General features: G+C 36.5%; 8 protein-coding genes. All 8 read left to right on the top strand.

Going from position 1 to position 19317, the window contains the following annotated elements:
• Window positions 1–18: 18 nt before the first annotated feature.
• Window positions 19–4377 carry a CusA/CzcA family heavy metal efflux RND transporter gene (locus tag Q8S25_RS00450; RefSeq protein ID WP_305533778.1) on the top strand — a complete coding sequence of 1453 codons (4359 nt, stop codon included), beginning with the start codon at window positions 19–21 and terminating at the stop codon, window positions 4375–4377.
• Window positions 4378–4382: 5 nt separating this feature from the next.
• Window positions 4383–5507 carry an efflux RND transporter periplasmic adaptor subunit gene (locus Q8S25_RS00445; protein ID WP_305533776.1) on the top strand — a complete coding sequence of 375 codons (1125 nt, stop codon included), beginning with the start codon at window positions 4383–4385 and terminating at the stop codon, window positions 5505–5507.
• A 27-nt stretch (window positions 5508–5534) separates the two neighbouring features.
• Window positions 5535–6974, top strand: coding sequence for a tetratricopeptide repeat protein (locus Q8S25_RS00440; RefSeq protein WP_305533774.1), 1440 nt, complete (start codon window positions 5535–5537; stop codon window positions 6972–6974).
• A gap of 115 nt (window positions 6975–7089) precedes the next feature.
• Window positions 7090–7791, top strand: coding sequence for a hypothetical protein (locus Q8S25_RS00435; protein WP_305533772.1), 702 nt, complete (start codon window positions 7090–7092; stop codon window positions 7789–7791).
• Window positions 7792–7803: 12 nt separating this feature from the next.
• Window positions 7804–10824 (top strand): hypothetical protein, encoded by a 3021-nt coding sequence (locus Q8S25_RS00430; protein ID WP_305533770.1) that lies wholly within the window; start codon window positions 7804–7806, stop codon window positions 10822–10824.
• Window positions 10825–11177: 353 nt separating this feature from the next.
• A complete protein-coding gene (locus Q8S25_RS00425) occupies window positions 11178–14234 on the top strand; it encodes a SusC/RagA family TonB-linked outer membrane protein (RefSeq protein ID WP_305533768.1) in 3057 nt (1018 codons plus the stop codon).
• 27 nt (window positions 14235–14261) lie between these two features.
• Window positions 14262–15875: a RagB/SusD family nutrient uptake outer membrane protein gene (locus Q8S25_RS00420; RefSeq protein WP_305533766.1), complete on the top strand. Its 1614-nt coding sequence runs from the start codon at window positions 14262–14264 to the stop codon at window positions 15873–15875.
• 128 nt (window positions 15876–16003) lie between these two features.
• Window positions 16004–19315 (top strand): CRTAC1 family protein, encoded by a 3312-nt coding sequence (locus Q8S25_RS00415; protein ID WP_305533764.1) that lies wholly within the window; start codon window positions 16004–16006, stop codon window positions 19313–19315.
• Window positions 19316–19317 lie beyond the last annotated feature (2 nt).

Genomic DNA, 19317 nt, shown 5'->3' with positions numbered 1-19317 from the left:
ATACATAATTAACTTATAATGCTTACAAAAATTATTGAGTTTTCCGTAAGGAATAAACTCATTATTGGGCTATTTGTAATTGCCCTCATTGGATATGGAACGTATAATTTAACCAAACTTCCAATTGATGCTGTTCCCGATATCACGAATAACCAGGTTCAAGTAATTACTGTGGCACCTTCCTTTGGTGCAACCGATATAGAGCGTTTAGTAACTTTTCCTATTGAGCAAGCCAATAACAATATTTCAGGTTTATTAGAAATAAGAAGTTTCTCCAGATTTGGATTGTCGTTGGTTACCATTGTTTTTAATGATGAAACAGATATTTATTGGGCCAGGCAACAAGTAGCTGAAAGATTGTTGCAGGTTCAATCTCAAATTCCTGCAGGAATTGGTACACCACAATTAGGGCCTGTGTCTACTGGGTTAGGAGAAATATACCAATATGTAATTAGACCCGAAAAAGGATACGAAAATCAATACGATGTTACCGAGCTGAGAACTATGCAAGACTGGATAGTGAGGCGGCAGTTATTAGGTGTAAAAGGGGTAGCGGAAGTAAGTAGTTTTGGTGGTAAACTAAAACAGTATTCTGTTGAAGTAGATCCTTCTAAATTATTAAGTTATAATATCACCATAGCCGATGTTTTTACGGCATTAGAAACCAATAACCAAAATACGGGTGGAGCTTATATTGAAAAAGGGCCTACTGTTTTATTTATTAAAACAGAGGGACTATTAGGTAATATTGAAGACATCCAAAATATTGCTATCAAAAGAACCAATGGAGGAACGCCTTTATTCATTAGAGATGTAGCGGAAGTAAAAATAGGACATGCTACCAGATACGGGGCTATGACTTATAATGATAAAGGTGAAGTAGCTGGGGCTGTAGTCATGATGCTTAAAGGTGCCAACAGCAATGACGTAATTAAGCAAGTAAAAGAACGTATAGTACAAATACAAAAGTCATTGCCTAAGGGAGTGGTAATTGAACCTTTTTTAGATAGAACCAAAATGGTGAATAATGCCATTGGAACCGTAGAGAAAAATTTATTAGAAGGGGCATTGATTGTGGTATTTGTTTTGGTTGTTTTTTTAGGAAATTTAAGAGCAGGATTAATAGTGGCATCTGTTATTCCATTGTCTATGTTGTTTGCTATAATCATGATGAACTTATTTGGAGTTAGTGGAAACCTGATGAGTTTAGGAGCGCTCGATTTTGGATTGATAGTAGATGGAGCAGTTATTATTGTTGAAGCTGTAATGCATCAATTAAGCCATAGCAAAAAGTTTAGTGTAGTTAATAAGTTAACACAAGGGCAAATGGATAAAGAAGTAAACCATTCTGCCAGCAAAATGATGAATAGCGCTGTGTTTGGACAAATCATCATTTTAGTGGTGTACTTACCCATTTTTACTTTGCAAGGCATAGAGGGTAAAATGTTTAAACCAATGGCCCAAACAGTAGCATTTGCATTACTAGGTGCATTTGTTTTATCGCTTACTTATATCCCAATGATGAGTGCTGTATTTCTAAGTAAAAAAATAACCCATCAACAAACTTGGTCCGATAAAATTATGGCTAAGTTAGAGCGTAGCTACAAAAGAGCGTTGGAGTTTATTTTACACTTTCCCAAAATGGTGCTGGGTTTTGTGATTAGTTTATTTGTAGTTGCTTTAATTATTCTGAGTAGACTGGGCGGAGAATTTATACCAGCGTTAGAAGAAGGAGATTTTGCAATAGATACGAGGGTATTAACAGGAAGTAATTTAACTACAACAGTTGAGAGCACTCAAAAAGCAGCAGCGCTATTACTTAAAGAATATCCAGAAATTGAAAAGATTGTAACTAAAATAGGAAGTGGGGAAGTTCCAACCGATCCTATGCCTATGGAAGCCAGTGATTTGATGGTAATTTTAAAGCCCAAGGAAGAATGGACGTCTGCCAAAACCTTTAATGAATTAGCAGATAAAATGGGCGTAACAATGGCTGCTGTGCCTGGTATAACTACTGGTTTCCAGTTTCCTGTTCAAATGCGGTTTAATGAATTAATGACAGGTGCAAGGCAAGACGTTGTATGCAAAATCTTTGGAGAAAATTTAGATACATTGGCTGCCTATGCGGCAACTATCGGAAAAATTGCTGGAACAGTGGAGGGAGCAAAAAGTATTTATGTAGAAGCGGTAACAGGAATGCCACAGATTTTAATTGAATACAATAGAAGTACCATTGCGCAATACAATTTGAATGTACAAGACATCAATAAAGTGGTGAATGCAGCATTTGCAGGTCAAAGCAGCGGGTTGCTTTTTGAGGGTGAAAAGCGATTTGATTTGGTTGTTCGAATAAAAGGCGAAATGAAAAAAGACCTCAAAGACATTCAGCAATTATTAATTCCAACTCCTTCAGGTGTTCAAGTACCCCTTTCGCAATTGGCGTCAGTTGAAATTAAAGATGGACCTAACCAAATTCAGAGAGAAGATGCCAAGCGAAGAATTGTAATTGGCTTTAATGTTAGGGGTAGAGATGTAGAAACAATTGTAAAAGAGTTACAACAAAAAATAGAGAAGCAGGTGAAATTTCCTGTTGGTTATTATATTACTTATGGAGGGGCTTTCGAAAATTTAAATGCGGCAAAAGCCAGATTGATGATTGCTGTTCCTGTTTCATTGTTACTAATATTTTTATTGCTCTATTTTGCCTTCAACTCAATTAAACATGGATTGCTAATTTATTCGGCAATTCCTTTATCTGCAATTGGAGGAATCTTTTTCTTAGCGTTAAGAGATATGCCTTTTAGTATAAGTGCTGGAGTTGGCTTTATTGCTTTATTTGGTGTAGCGGTATTAAATGGCATAGTACTAATTGCTGAATTCAACAGACTCAAAAATGATGGGATGGATAATTTAAGAACCATTGTATTAACTGGAACAAGTTTAAGATTGAGGCCTGTTTTAATGACAGCCTTTGTAGCTTCCTTAGGATTTCTACCCATGGCATTAAGCAATGGTGCAGGTGCCGAGGTTCAAAGACCATTGGCAACCGTTGTGATTGGCGGACTTCTGATAGCCACATTTCTTACTTTATTTGTATTGCCCGTATTATATATGATGTTCGAAAAAGGATTTAATGCCAATTTACCCATCAATAAAGGTGTCGCAATATTGTTAGGGATTTCATTCATCGGTACTATTGCTATGGCGCAAACCAATTTAGCACAACCTATATCTGTTAAAGCGGCTGTTGACTCTGCTTTAAAAAATAATTTGTTGGTAAAAAATGAACAGTTAAAAATGCAGTACCAGCAAATGTTAATTGGAACCGCGGCTAATTTGCCAAAGACTGCGTTCATAGGTGAGATAGGGCAAATCAATAGTATTTATACAGATACTCGTATAGGCATAAGCCAGTCTATTGCTTTTCCTACTGTGTATAAAAGAGAAAAAGAATTATTGGAGGCCGAATTCAAGAGTAGTGTACTAAATATTGCAATTCAAGAAGCCCTTTTAAAAAAGCAGGTTCAGCAAGTGTATTATAATATGGTGTACTTGCAAAAGAAAAAAGAACTACTGCTTTTTGCAGACAGTTTGTATTCATCATTTTATCAAAAAGCAGCATTGCGATTAAAAACGGGTGAATCTAATATTTTAGAAAAAACCAGTGCTGAAACTTTATTGGGTCAAATAAAAATGCAATTAAAGCAAATAGAGCAAGATGGGGAAATGATGCAACTGCAATTTCAACTCTTATTAAATACACAGCATGCTTATATGCCCGAAACTGGCAACGATCCTTTAACTCCTTCTTCTTTATTAGATACAGCATTGTTGCGTAATCATCCCATATTGCAGAGTATGCTTCAGCAACAGTCAATTGCTTTGGCAAGTACTGAAGTAGAAAAAAGTAAGTTAATGCCAGATCTTTCAATGGGAATATTGAATGGAAGTATTAGAGGGATAGGTGCAGATAATATTTTTTACAGTGGTAAAAGATTTAGTTCGGTGCAGGTAGGTATGGGCATTCCATTATTTACAAAGGCACAAAAAGCCCGAATAAATAGCGCAGCTTTATCAGAAAAAATTGCGGAATCAAAATACCAGCAAGTAAAGCAACAGCTAACGACTGAATACCAAACCGCTATTTCGCAGTTTTCTAAATATTTAACTACCGTTCAATACTTAGAAAAAACCGGGTTAAAAAACGCACAAATAATAACCGAAACTGCAAACAAACAATTGTCGGCTGGATTAATCAACTATTTAGAGTGGGTACAATTAATTAATCAGGCAACCAGTGTACGAAGTGATTATACTGAAGCAGTAAGAAACTTAAATGAATCTATTATACAATTAACCTATTATATTCAACAATAATAATTATGAAAACCTATTTATATATTTTATTTACCAGCCTATTTTTTGTGGCTTGTTCTAATAAAAATCAAACGGAAGAAACAATTGCCGAAACTACAGCCGCAGATACATTGGTCTTAACCAATGAACAATTTAAAAATGCTGCTATTAGCGTTGGTCAAATGCAAGAAACTCCATTTTCTTCATTAATGAAAGTGAACGGGAAAGTAGATGTTCCTCCACAAAATATGGTTTCTATTAGTGTGCCATTGGGCGGTTACTTAAAAACAAGTAAGTTATTGCCTGGCATGCATGTAAACAAGGGAGAAATAGTAGCAGTGATGGAAGATCAACAATACATTCAATTGCAGCAAGACTTTTTAATGGCCAAAGTAAAACAGTTGATGTTAGAAAAAGAATTTGCCCGACAAAAAGAATTGAATGCTAGTCAAGCAACCAGCGATAAAATGTTGCAACAGTCTGAGTCTGATTTTAAAACACAAAAGATTTTGGTTTCTGCTCTAGCGCAAAAATTACAATTGGTGGGCATTAATCCAAATAATTTAAACGAAAATAATATTAGTAAGAGTGTCAATATCTATTCTCCAATAGATGGCTATGTAACAAAAGTAAATGTGAATATTGGCAAATATATTTCTCCAACAGAAATTATGTTCGAGTTGGTAAATCCTACAGATATTCATTTGGCTTTGAAAATATTTGAGAAAGATGTTTCAAAACTATTTATTGGTCAGCCACTTATTGCTTATACCAATAACAGTCCCAATAAAAAGTATGATTGTGAAGTATTATTAATAGGTAAAGATTTGAATGCGGAGGGATATACCGATGTGCATTGTCATTTTGAAACCTATGATAAAGTGTTAATACCTGGCACGTACATGAATGCAGAAATTAAAGTGAAGAACCGAAATGCAATCACCATGCCTGCAGATGCAGTAGTAAGGTATGAAGGCAAGCATTTTGTTTTTAAAGAAGTGGCTAAACAAAAGTATCTCATAACTGAAGTAAATATTGGAGAAACAGAGAACGGGGTAACAGAGATATTACTAAACGAAAAGGAACCGGCCAACTTTGTAACTAAAGGCGCATACACTTTGTTAATGATGCTCAAGAATGAAGCAGAGTAATTACCTTGCGAATAATTAACAAAGAATATGTTTTATAGTAAAGGAATATTTAAAGGGATTTTAATTGCCTTCTTGTTGGTTTTAACAACTAATGCGATGTCGCAAACTTTAGACCAGTTGGTAAAACGTGGTTTAGAGCGAATGGCAACAAAAAATTACCAAGGCGCTATAGAAGATTTCACCCTTGCATTAGAGGAAACCCCTGATGATGTTAATTTATTTTTGAATAGATCCATCGCCAAGCGAGAATTAAAGAATTACGCTGGTGCAATAGAAGATATTGGCTTTGCTTTAGAAGTTACCCCAACAGACCCTAATTTGTTCTTTAGTAGAGCTTATATTAAAGAGCTTTCTGGCAATTTAATTGGTGCTTTGGATGATTATAATAAAGCCATCAGGTTAGACCCAACTAATGCAAATATGTATTTTAACAGGGGTATTGTAAGAGCAAAACAAAAAAACCATAAAGCAGCTTTAGTAGACTTTAATAAAGCCATACAATTAGAGCCTGCTGCTGACTTTTATTTTAATAGAGCCATTTCTAAAGTTGCATTGAACGACCACAAGAATGCATTGGAAGATTATAACAATGTAATTGCATTAGACTCCAGTTTAGAAAATGCATTTTTTAATAGGGCACTTTGCAAAATGAAACTAAATGATTTTGCAGGTGCATTGCCCGATTTAGATTTTGCTTTAGAAGACAATCAATCTAGTGCAGATATTTATTTTAATAGAGGTGTAGCACTGCGAAGCTTGCAGCAGTTTAAAGAAGCTAAAGCAGATTTTGATAAAGCAATTGTATTGAATCCTAAAAATGCAGACCTTTTTGTAAACAGGGGATTGATACATTTAGAATTGGCCGATACAGCTGCAGCCATTGATGATTTTTCTAGCGCCATTGAATTAAATAAGAAAAATGTGGGTGCTTATTTTAATAGAGGAATACAATATGAGAAGTCGGGCGATTTTGAAGCAGCTTTAGAAGATTACAATAGTGCACTTAAATTGGATCCTCAATATGGAGACATTTATTTTAATAGAGGAGTGGTTAAAGCTGCACTAGGCGATAAAAAAGGGGCATTGGCAGATTACAATACCTGTATTAGATTAAAACCCAAAAATGCGGGTGCTTGGTATAACCGTGGGTTGTATAAGTACGCAGCAAAAGACTATTTAGGTGCTATTGCCGATTACAATAGAGTTATTCAACTTGACCCTGATATGCCCAATATATTCTTTAATAGAGGAATAGCAAAAGGACAGCTAAAGCAATATGCAGCAGCATTAGCCGATTACGACAAAGCAATTGAGCAGGACGCTGGAAATGGAGATATCTATTTAAACAGGGGAATTATAAAAGTGCTATTAAAACAAGCAGCCGGCGGATGTGCCGATTTACAAAAAGCTGCTGCATTGGGCGTTGTAACTGCTTTATTAGAAATTGAGAAGTCTTGTAAGTCATAGTTTTTGTTTAATTAATATACCATTAACATATTAAAAAGTTTAATTTTTTGCAGAACCTGTAATATTGGTATAAATTTTAATACTAATAAGTCAAATTATTTAAAAATACACTTTTATGAAAAAGATTTTATTGTCGGTTTTAGTTGTTGTTGCTGCAATAGCAAGCCTTTCAGCACAAACAGCTGATGAAGTAATTAACAAGTATGTTACAGCCATTGGCGGTGCAGAAAAGTGGAGTAAAATACAGTCATTAAAAGTAGAAGGGCAAATTGAAGTTCAAGGTGTTGCTATTCCTTTTACTATGCAAGCGGTTCATATGAAGGGAATGCGTGTTGATGCAGAATTTCAAGGTAATGTTATTATTGATATTACTACTCCAACAAAAGGTTGGTCTCAAAATCCATTAATGGGTAAAAGCAGTTTAGAAGCCATTACTGCAGATGAGCTTAAATCTAAATTAGATGAATTAGATGTTCAAGATGAGTTTGTTAACTACAAAGAAAAAGGATCTACTGTTGAATTTTTGGGCAAAGAGGAAGAAGAAGGTACTTCTTACAATAAAGTAAAATTGACTACTAAAAACGGTAACGAGAAAACCTATTATTTTGATTTGGTTACCAACTTAATTTATAAAGAAGAAAGTACTATAAAGCAGCAAGGTCAAGAAATGAAACAAGCTGTTAAATACCTTGACTACAAAACTTTAGAAAATGGCATCAAAATGGCTTTCAAATCAGACATGGGAATGATGATGATGGTTACCAATAAAGTAACTATTAATCCAACCATTGACGAAGCCATTTTTTCTGGGAACTAAATAATTCCAAACATGAAATTCATATTTGCTGTCCTGTTTTTGGGCATAGGCATGCTATTGCATGCACAAAACATTCCATCCTTTAATACTGCACAATTTCAAGTAATGAGTGCAAGGGCTTTGGGGCCCTCTACCATGAGTGGAAGAATTACCGCAATTGAAGGCGCTTACGCAGATGCTCAACTTAATTTATATGTGGGTACTGCTGGTGGAGGAATTTGGAAAAGTCAAAATGGTGGGCAATCATTCACTGCTATTTTTGATAAATACAATCAATCCATTGGGGCATTAGCAATAGAGCAGGGTAATGCAAGAGTGGTTTATGCTGGTACTGGCGAGAGTAATATGCGCAACTCCGTATCCATTGGAGCTGGATTATATAAAACAACAGACGGCGGAAGCAATTGGCAAAAATTGGGTTTAGATAGTACCGAGCATATCAGCAAAATCATATTAGATCCTACTGATAAAAAAGTGGTGTATGTGTCGGCTCCAGGTTCTTTATTTAAGTCGTCTGTTCACAGAGGTTTATATAAATCTGTGGATGCTGGTAAAACATGGGAAAAAATCTTGTACATCAACGACAATACCGGATGCGCTGATATTGCAATACATCCTACTAAGTCTAATATTGTTTTTGCTTCTACCTGGGAATTTAGAAGAAAGCCTTTTTCATTTGTTTCTGGAGGAGCAGGATCTGCTTTGTATAAATCTATTGATGGCGGTAAAACTTGGAATAAAATTACCAAAGGGCTACCCGATGGAAATTTAGGTAGAATTGTACTTACTATCAATCCTTCAAACCCTTCACAAGTATTGGCTATTGTTGAAGCCAAAGAAGCAGGGCTTTACCAATCTAACGATGAAGGGGAAAACTGGACCAAACTTACTTCGGCTTCTGGCTTAACTGCTAGGCCATTTTATTTTAGCACTTTGGTAATAGATCCGAAAGACCCTAAAAGAGTGTACAGGCCAGCGTATGATTTTAATTATTCCAATGATGGTGGCAAAACATTTAGCAATACTGTTATTGGTGGAGTAACGCCTCATGCAGATCATCATGCATTATGGGTGAATCCTTCCAATACCGATATGTTGTTTTTAGGAACAGATGGCGGTGTTTATTTAAGTTATAATAAAGGGGTTACTTGGGAGTTTTTAAACAACTTACCCGTGCCGCAATTTTATCATGTAAGCATCGACAATCAAGTACCTTATAATATTTATGGTGGATTACAAGATAATAACAATTGGATGGCCCCGAATACTGCACCAGGTGGGGTTTCATCTACCGATTGGAAAGCATTAGGTGGTGGTGATGGATTTTGGGTTCAACCAGATGCAGTTGATGAAAAAATAGTTTACGCAGAATCTCAGGGTGGAGAAATGTATCGCATTAATTTAAGAACTGGTTTGTCTACTGGTATTAAACCTAAGAAGCAGGCAGGTGAAGAAGACCACCGATGGAATTGGAATACTCCAATTGTAACAGCCAAGTCTAATACGAAGTCTGCTGCTGGAAAACCCCAAAGCAATTTGTATGTAGGTGCGCAGTATTTATTCAGGTCTAGAGACAATGGAAAAAATTGGGAAAAAATTTCCCCAGATTTAACAACGAACAATAAAGCCATTCAAAATAAATCGGAGAGTAGCGAAAGTGTAACGGGCGATAATACCAGTGCAGAGAATCACGGAACCATTTTTACAATAGTGCAACATCCAAACAATGAAAATATTATTTGGGTGGGTACCGATGATGGCAATTTAATGTTTACAAATAATGGTGGTAAAACATGGACAAATAAAAATACAGGTATTTCCAAAGCAGGTATACCAGCACAGGCATGGATCAGCAGTATTGAATTGTCTTCGCATAATCCAAATAGAATTTTTGTTACACTAGATCACCATATGTATGGAGATAACAATACTTATGCAGTAGTAAGTAACGATGGAGGAAACAGTTTTGTAAAATTTGATTCTGAAGACTTCAGTGGGTTTGCTCATATTATAAGAGAAGATCCTAAAACACCATCATTGCTGTTTTTAGGAACAGAGTCTGGTTTCTTTATTTCATTGAATGCGGGTAAAACATGGATGAGAAGCAAGTACCAAAATTTACCTTGGTATAGTTTGGTGAGAGATATTAAAATACATACTACAACCAACGATTTAATTATTGCAACACATGGACGTGGTGTATATATTATTGATAATATTCAGCCTCTAAGAGAAATGGTTAAATCCGATTTAAGTAAGCCATTTTTGTTTTATCCTATTCAACCATTCAAATATGAATTTGGTGCGCAGTATCCGCAATCAGCGGCTAATTTAATAGGCTATGTTGGTGCAGGTAAATCACTCGCTCCTACTTTTTATTATTATTTAAAAGAGCGAAGCAATGACATTGTAAAAATTGAAATTTACAATTCTGAAAACAAGAAGATAAAAGATTTAAATGGATCAGGGCTAAAGGGATTAAATAAAGTTTTCTGGACACTTACTTCTAATCCACCGCGTGTAGCAAAAGGAGGATTTATTGCTCAATCATCTGTGCAAGTAGCTGGATTCTATGGTCCTAAAGTTGCAGCGGGAAAATATAGAGTAGTAGTAAAAGCCGGTAAAGACAGCAGTGAACAAATCTTATCTGTTTTACCTAACCCCGCAGCAGGATTAAGTGATAATGCATTACAAAAAATGTATCAGCAAAGTATGCGATTGTTTGTGCTAGAAGAGCAGTTGGCCAATATGGTAGATACCATTGATGCTAAAATTGCTATTTGGAATAAGCAAACGGCCAATGATGATAATAATAAAAAAATAAAAGCATTGGATAGCTTTAAAAGAGAATTAATAGAATTAAACCGAAAGTCCATCTTTTTTGATGAACAAAAATTTAGAAGAAGAATTAGTGACTTTTATTTAGATACGGTAACCGCATTAGAGCCACTTTCGGAAAGCCAAGAAAAAGGAATTAATGTTCTAGAAGCCGAAATGAAATCATATCAAAGCAAATTGAAAACTTTATTATAAACTGGTTCAACACAAAAAGCCGCAATTATCAGTATGATTTTTGCGGCTTTTTTATTTAAAACATGCAGTTTAATGCGGATATGAATAATTACTTCCTTTTTATGAATTTTTAAGCCCCCTTTTGACACTAATCCCTACATATTTGCGTTTAAGAATTCCAATTTACTTATTAAAAAGTTTGCTAATTGATGCAACATTTTTTTGAGTGATGCGGTCATAACTCAGGTACAAATCATTCATATATAGGTGTTGAATAATTTTTTTTAAATTTTTTCTAAAGAATTAACAAAAATTTTATTTAAACCAAAAAATGTGTATTTTGTACACGCTTAATAACCAGTAAACTGCCATTTATGAATCTAAGACTGCTTGCTAGGCCCATATTATTGGGTGCCTTCGCTTGTCTGTTTGCCATCTTCTCGCATGCGCAAACTAAAACGGTTACCGGTAAGGTAACTGACTCAAAAGACGGATCACCACTTTCTGGTGCATCTGTAGTAGCTAAAGGAACTTCAACAGGTACCCAAACGGGTGCAGACGGTTCCTTCAAATTAACCGTTCCTTCTACCACTAAAACATTGGTGATTTCTTTCGCTGGTTTTGGAAATGTAGAAGTGAATATTTCTGGAACAAATACTGCTAATGCCAAATTAACATCAACCGCTGATGCGTTAACTGATGTTGTGGTTATTGGTTATGGTTCTAGAAAATCAAAAGACGTAACAGGTTCTGTTGCGCGTGTAACGGAGAAAGACTTTAACAAAGGTCAAATTGCTTCTCCAGATCAGTTGTTGCAAGGCCGTACGCCAGGTGTGTTGGTTACTCCATCTACTGGTGAGCCAGGTGCTGCTGCAACAATCAATATTAGAGGTACAGGATCAATTAGTGGTGCACAAGAGCCATTGTATGTAATTGACGGAGTTCCGTTGATTCAAGGTGGTACTTTGGGTTCTGCTAGTGGTGTTGAAGGAAGTACAACTCCTAAAAACCCATTGATTTTCTTAAACCCTAATGATATTGAAAGCATTACTGTATTAAAAGATGCATCTGCTGCAGCCATTTATGGTTCAAGAGGTGCAAACGGTGTAATCTTAATCACTACCAAACAAGGTAGAGGTGGAAAAGCTGGTGTATTCAATTTTGGTGCAACTACTAGTATGGCAAACACAGCTCGTCGTTACGACTTAATGAATGCACAAGACTTTTTGATCGCTGCTAAAAAAGCGAACATTGATGGTGGTGCAGATCCAATTGCTGCTGGTGAAGCGGTTAAAGGAATTGACAATGGTGCAAGCACCGATTGGCAAGACCAAATTTTCCGTCAAGCAATATCTCAGAACTACAATTTAAGCTGGGCTTATAGCAATAAAGGAACAACTGCTCGCTTAAGTGCTTCATTAGATGATCAACAAGGTATTGTTAGAAACAGTGGATTGAAGCGTATTACTGCTCGTGCAAACTTGGGTCAGAAGTTGTTAAACGATAAATTGAAATTAGAAGCGAATATCACTTATTCTAATACGAAGAACCAATATGCTCCATTGTCTAACAATGCGGGTTATCAAGGATCTTTGTTGGGTGCTGCTTTACAGTTAAACCCAACTAATCCTGTTTACAACAGAGACGGTTCATTCTTTCAACCAGGAGATCAGCGTAACCCAGTTCAAATGTTGGCTTACTTTGATGACCGTGATTTCGTAAACAGATTTTTAACTAACCTATCTGCAACTTATCAAATTACTCCAAGCTTATCTTATAGAGCGGTGCTTGGTTTAGATAATTCAAAATCTGAGCGTACTGCTTTCGCAGATCCTCGCTTAGGTGCAAATGCTTATGGTGGTACTATCAACGTTTATGGAAGAGATTACCAAAACCCTATTCAAGGAAATGGTCGTGGAACAAGACAAAATCTTGAAACCAAGTCTACCTTGATAGAGCATTACTTTACTTACGACAAAACTTTCAACAATGTTCACGCAATCAACGCTGTTGCAGGTTATTCTTATCAGAGCTTCCAAACAAGCTATACTGGTAATTTTGGATGGGGATTAAACACTCCAGTGGTTGCACCAACTGATGTATTTGTAAGAGACTACAGTAAGTTTAAAAACTATGCAAATTTTGTTCCTGGATTCGACAGAAACGAATTGCAATCTGTTTTTGCTCGTGTTAACTACACATACAACGACAAGTATTTCTTTACTGCAACTGTAAGATCTGATGGATCTTCTAAGTTTGGTTCTAACAACCGTTATGGTACTTTCCCTGCGTTTGCATTTAAGTGGAGAGTAATGGAAGAATCTTGGGCTAAAAATACTTTAGGTAAATTATTCAGTGAATTTAACATTAGAGCCAACTACGGTAAATTGGGTAGCCAAGATAACTTAGGTTCTTATGCTGCATTAAATCTTCAACAAACATTTGATGTAGGTAGCGGTCCTGTTACTCGTTTTATTCAACAAGGTAACCCAGATCTTAAATGGGAAGAAGTTGCTACAACTGGTATTGGTGTAGACTTCACTTCTAAGAATGGTCGTTTATCTGCTACTGTAGATTACTATAAGAATGAGCGTACCAATATGTTGTTCTTTGCTCCAACTCCAGGTGGATTTGCTCCACAATCAAACTGGTGGATCAACTTACCAGGTAATGTAACTAACAAAGGATGGGAAGTAAGTGTTAACTACAAAGTAATTAAGGGGAACAAATTCAACTGGGATGTTAATGCTAACGTAACAACTGTAAGCAACAACGTAACAGGTTTACCAACCCCAATTAATACTGGTGCGGTAAGTGGACAAGGTTTAACTGGTGCATTTGCACAAACCTTAACCAATGGATCTCCAATCTTTACTTGGTCAATGCCTGTTTTCCAGGGATTTGATGGTAACGGTAACGCACGTTATGCTGCAGGTGCTGCTAACCAATTGGTTGGAACTGCATTGCCTAAAATGTTTGCTGGTTTAACCAACAACTTCTCTTACGGAAGATGGAATTTAAGTGTATTCTTAAATGCTGTAACCGGACATTATATTTACAACAATACTGCGAATGCGTTGTTATTGAAAGGTAGCTTACGTAACGCGCGTAACGTAACTAACGTAGTTGGAAACGGCCCTGAGAATCCATTTAACCCAGGTTCTGTATCAACAAGGTTCTTAGAGAAAGGAGACTTTATTCGCTTAGCCAACATGAACTTAAGCTATGCTTTCGATATCAAGGGTAAAGCTATAAAGACTTTAACTGCTTTTGCTTCTGGCCAAAACTTGGCATTGTTTAGTAAATACTCTGGAATTGATCCTGAGGTTAACGTAGACAAGAGCATCAACGGTATCCCTTCTCGTGGATTTGATTATACTCAATACCCAAGACCAACAGTTATTACTTTAGGAATTAACGTAGGGTTTTAATAAAGAACAACAAAAACATTGATCAATATGAAAAATTTAATAAAAAGCTACATACTACCTGCTGCCGCGGTAAGTGTACTTGCGATCTCGTCTTGTTCCAAGCTTGATCCAAAGTTGGAGGCACCAAACTCCATAGCTCCAACTCAAGCTAGTGGTGCGCCAACAGCGCCCTCTATTGCTGCAGTTTATGAGCAATTAAACCAATTAACGGGTGGCCAGGGTAACTGGTTTGGATTGCAAGAGCATTCTACCGACGAAATCATGGGACCAACACGTGGTACCGACTGGGACGACTTTGGTACATGGCGTCGTTTGCACTTGCACACTTGGGGACCTGACCATAACCAAATCAACGATACTTGGAATGGTTTAAATGGTGCATTGTTCCAAACAACTTTGATTGCTGAAACCAAAACAGGTTTAGAAAAAGCAGAAGGACAGTTTTTACGTGCTTACTTCCGTTTCTTAACATGTGATATTTTTGGTCAAGTACAATCTAGACCTGCAACTGCAGCTGCAAGTGCAATTCCTGATGTATTAACCAGATCAGCAGCGATTGATGCAATTATTGCTGAATTAGAAGCTGCAGTTCCTGCATTACCTGCATACAACGGTACAAATCGTGCACAAGCAACCAAGGAAGCTGCTTGGACTTTATTGGCTAAAGCTTATTTAAACAAAGCTGTTTATAAGCAAGCGCCAACAAGCCCTGCAGGTCCTTATACTTTTGCTGCTGCAGATATGAATAAAGTAATTGAGTACGCTAACTTAGTTGCTGCAAATACCAGCTTAGCTATTGACTCTTACTACTGGGATAACTTTAAGTGGGACAATGGTACAGCATCTTCTGAGAACATTTTTGTTCGTAAACCTGGTGGTGATGCAAGAGCTGGGAATGGCGCAAACCTTGTATGGCAAACTTGCCAAAGTTGGCACTATAACCAGCGTCCATCAAGCTGGAATGGTTTCGTTACATTGGCTCAATTCTACGATAGCTTTGAAGGTAACGACGTTCGTAAGAGCGATACCTTGGCTGGATACACTAATTTAGTGGGTCCAACTGCTGGTCTATTGGTTGGACAAGCTCGTGGTCCGGTAAAACCAGGTAGCCCGAAAGAACCCGGCAATGTTGGTGATCCAATCGGCAACTTGTTCGACAGAAGCGGTAACCCATTGGTGTTTACTCGTAACGCATCTATCTTCTTTAATGGTGAAGCAAGTGGTATTCGTGTAAATAAATTTCCTCTTAATCCAAGCGAAATCAATGGTGGTGGTTGGGGTAGTGCCAATGAGTTTCCTTTCTTCCGTTTCTCTGATGTACGCTTAATGAAAGCAGAAGCTTTATTAAGAGGTGGTACAACAGGTGCTAATGGTGAAACTCCATTGTCAATTGTAAACGACTTACGTTCTAAGCGTAGAGCTACTGCGCTTGGTTCTGTAACACTAACTGCATTGTTAGCCGAAAGAGGTCGTGAATTGTACTTAGAGGGTCACAGAAGAACAGATATGATTCGTTTTGGTGTATTCAACGCTCCAGTTGAAGAAAGACCAAATGCATCTGATGCATATAAAGTGGTTTACCCAATTCCAACTATTTCTTTGTCTTCTAATCCTAACTTGAAGCAAAACTTCGGATACTAGTATCCCTGGTTAATTAATATTGATCCCTCCGAAAATCTTTATGAGATTCGGGGGGATTTTTTTTGACCAAATTTAAATGTTCTTAACGGGTAGGGTCCGAGTTTGATTCTGTATTTTAGCGTATGCGTATGAATAAAGTCTTTGCATTTTTAATTGTGATAGGTTTTGTAGGGTCATGTAAAAATCCAACAACACCAACCTTATTTGAAGAAGTGAAAACCAATATTCAGTTTACGAACACGTTAACTGAGTCCGATGCATTTAATGTATTCAAGTACCGAAACTTTTATAATGGCGGTGGGGTTGCTACTGGCGATTTAAATAATGATGGATTGCCCGAAGTTTTTTTTACAGCCAACCAAGGCAGCAATAAATTGTACCTGAATAAAGGCAATTTTGAGTTTGAAGACATTACTCAAAAAGCAGGAATTACTTATGACGGAGAGTGGAGTACAGGGGTGGTATTTGTAGATATTAATGCAGACGGATGGTTAGATATTTATGTGTGCAATGCAGGTAATATGCTGCAAAAAGAAAAGAGAAAAAATAAACTATACCTCAATAACAAAAACAACACGTTTACAGAAGCAGCTGCTCAATTTGGGTTAGACAATGATGGCTATTCTACTCAAGCCAGTTTTTTTGATTACGATTTAGATGGAGACTTAGATTGCTTTTTAGTAAACAATAGTCCCATTCCAGTGAATACCCTCAATTATGCTAGCATGCGTAATATTCCTGATGCGCAAGCTCCTTTTGCAGAATTCTTAAAAGGAGGTGGAGATCATTTGTACAAAAATGACAATGGCAAATTTATAGAAGTAACAAAAGAAGCAGGAATTTACGGAAGCATCATTAGCTTTGGACTGGGAGTAACTGTAGGTGATATTAATTTAGATGGATACCCCGATGTATACGTGTCCAATGATTTTTTTGAGAAAGATTATTTATACATTAATCAAAAAAACGGAACATTTAAAGATGAAATCTCCACCAGAACACAGCATATCAGTTTCTCTTCAATGGGTGCAGATTTACAAGACATTAACAATGATGGAAAGCCAGATATTTTTACTACAGACATGTTACCCGGAGACGACTACAGGTTAAAAACCAATACTTCTTTTGAGAGTTATGATGTATTCATGCTCAAAAAAAACCAAGACTTTTTTAATCAGTATACACAAAATTCACTGCAAGTAAATAATGGAGAAGGCAAGTTTTTAGAGACTGCTTTTTATAGCGGTGTTGCTGCAAGTGATTGGAGTTGGGGAGCATTGATGTTTGATGCAGATAATGATGGATTAGCAGACATTTTAGTTTGTAATGGAATTTACAGAGATGTAACCGATCAAGATTTTATTGATTTTTTTGCAAATGATGTGGTGAATCAAATGGTATTAAAGGGTAAGAAAGAACAGGTGAATAATGTGATTGATAAAATGCCCTCAGTACCTATCCCAAATAGTGTATTTAAAAACAGGGGTAATTTGAAATTTACCAATGAAAGCAGTAACTGGGGATTAGATAAACCCAGTTTTTCTAATGGAGCCGCATACGCAGATTTAGACAATGATGGTGATTTAGATTTGGTCATCAACAATGTTAACCAACCAGCAACAGTTTATAAGAACAAAAGTCGCGAACAAAACAAAGACCATTTTATAGGACTTGCTTTAACCTACAGCAATCCCAATCCATTTGCTATTGGGAGTACCATAAAAGTTTATCAAAACAATCAAATAATAACCAGAGAGTTGATACCTAGTAAAGGTTTTCAAAGTTCAGTTGAATACAAGCAAACAATTGGGTTAGGAAAATCTACCCCCGATTCTATACAAATTGTATGGCCTAATAGAGCTACAACTACCATTCAAAAACCAACTGTAGACCAGTTGCACAAAATTGTTTATGATGCAACCACTGCCAAACCATTTGAGCCTAGTACAATAAAAACAGTTACTTCTTTATTACAAGAAACTCCATTATTATTAAACAAACATATAGAAGACGACCAAGTAGATTTCTATATAGAAAGGAATATTCCATTCATGCTTAGTAAGCTGGGACCTAAAGCAGCATCAACCGATTTAAATGGCGATGGGTTGCCCGATTTATTTATTGGGGGTGCAAATGGACAAGCGAGTCAGTTGTATTTTCAAACAAATACAGGGTTCAAACTTCAGGAAGTACAAGATTTTAATAAATATAAATTCAACGATGTAACTGCTGCTTTTTTCTTTGATGCAGATGATGACGGAGATCAAGATTTATTTGTGGGAGGAGGTGGAAACACCGCACCAGCTAGTTCCGACTTGTATCAGAATCAACTTTACATTAATAATGGAAAGGGAGCTTTTGCCTTAAAGTCTGGGGCGTTCTTAATTAGTCATACCAACTGTGGAGTTGCCATTCCTTTGGATTATGATAAAGATGGGAAGTTGGATATATTTATTGGAAGTAGAAGTGAGCCACAGCAATACGGTATTGCACCTAAAAGCTTTTTATACCACAACGAGGGAAATGGAAATTTCAAAGAAGTGAGTACTAGTGTTGCGCCTTTTTTAACGAATCTAGGAATGATTACTGGTGCGGTTTATACCAATGTGATGGGTACAGATGAACCCGAGTTGGTTATTACAGGCGAATGGATGTATCCGCATGTGTACAGTTACAACGGCAAGCAATTCATTGAACAAAAAACAGGATTAGAAAATCAGTTGGGATGGTGGCAAACTGTAGTGGCTTCCGATATAGACAATGACGGAGATGTAGACTTAGTATTGGGTAATTTGGGGGAGAATTTTTATTTACGTCCAAGTAAAGATGCACCCGTGAAAGTGTTCTTAAAAGACTTTGATAAAAATGGAACCGTTGAAAAAATATTCAGTCATACCCTCAACGGAAAAGATATGCCGGTCTTTTTGAAAAAAGATATCACAGAACAACTTCCGGCACTTAAAAAAGAAAATTTAAAGCACCAAGAATTTGCACGTAAAACAATTCAAGAATTGTTTCCAAATAATTTGTCGGACGCAAATGTATTAACTGTAAATACAGCTGCTTCAATTATTGCAGTCAATAACGACAATAAAGGATTTGTGGTACAGCTATTGCCTTATCAACTTCAGTTGTCTAGTATACAGGCATTGGTAGTTGATGATATTAATGAGGATGGGTTTAAAGATATTTTGGCAGCTGGTAACTTTTTTGATTTATTACCTCAGTTCTGTAGCATTGATGCTTCTTATGGAAATCTTTTATTGGGGAATGGGAAAGGAGGTTATGTTGTAGCCTCGCCACAACAATCAGGTATTAGTATTAATGGACAAATAAAACAGGTATTGCCTTTACATGTAAAAAATAAACCAGGTTATTTGTTTTTACAAAACAACCAATATCCAGTGTATTTACGCAAAACAAGTGTTGGAAAAAAATAGTG

This window comes from Sediminibacterium sp. (assembly GCF_030695065.1).
Lineage (GTDB): Bacteria > Bacteroidota > Bacteroidia > Chitinophagales > Chitinophagaceae > Sediminibacterium.
This window is presented reverse-complemented; position numbering and strand designations above follow the sequence as displayed.

Excerpts from the sequence above, each read along its gene's own strand:
- Q8S25_RS00450 (WP_305533778.1), top strand. The coding sequence starts at position 19 with ATGCTTACAAAAATTATTGAGTTTTCCGTAAGGAATAAACTCATTATT.
- Q8S25_RS00445 (WP_305533776.1), top strand. The coding sequence starts at position 4,383 with ATGAAAACCTATTTATATATTTTATTTACCAGCCTATTTTTTGTGGCT.
- Q8S25_RS00440 (WP_305533774.1), top strand. The coding sequence starts at position 5,535 with ATGTTTTATAGTAAAGGAATATTTAAAGGGATTTTAATTGCCTTCTTG.
- Q8S25_RS00435 (WP_305533772.1), top strand. The coding sequence starts at position 7,090 with ATGAAAAAGATTTTATTGTCGGTTTTAGTTGTTGTTGCTGCAATAGCA.
- Q8S25_RS00430 (WP_305533770.1), top strand. The coding sequence starts at position 7,804 with ATGAAATTCATATTTGCTGTCCTGTTTTTGGGCATAGGCATGCTATTG.
- Q8S25_RS00425 (WP_305533768.1), top strand. The coding sequence starts at position 11,178 with ATGAATCTAAGACTGCTTGCTAGGCCCATATTATTGGGTGCCTTCGCT.
- Q8S25_RS00420 (WP_305533766.1), top strand. The coding sequence starts at position 14,262 with ATGAAAAATTTAATAAAAAGCTACATACTACCTGCTGCCGCGGTAAGT.
- Q8S25_RS00415 (WP_305533764.1), top strand. The coding sequence starts at position 16,004 with ATGAATAAAGTCTTTGCATTTTTAATTGTGATAGGTTTTGTAGGGTCA.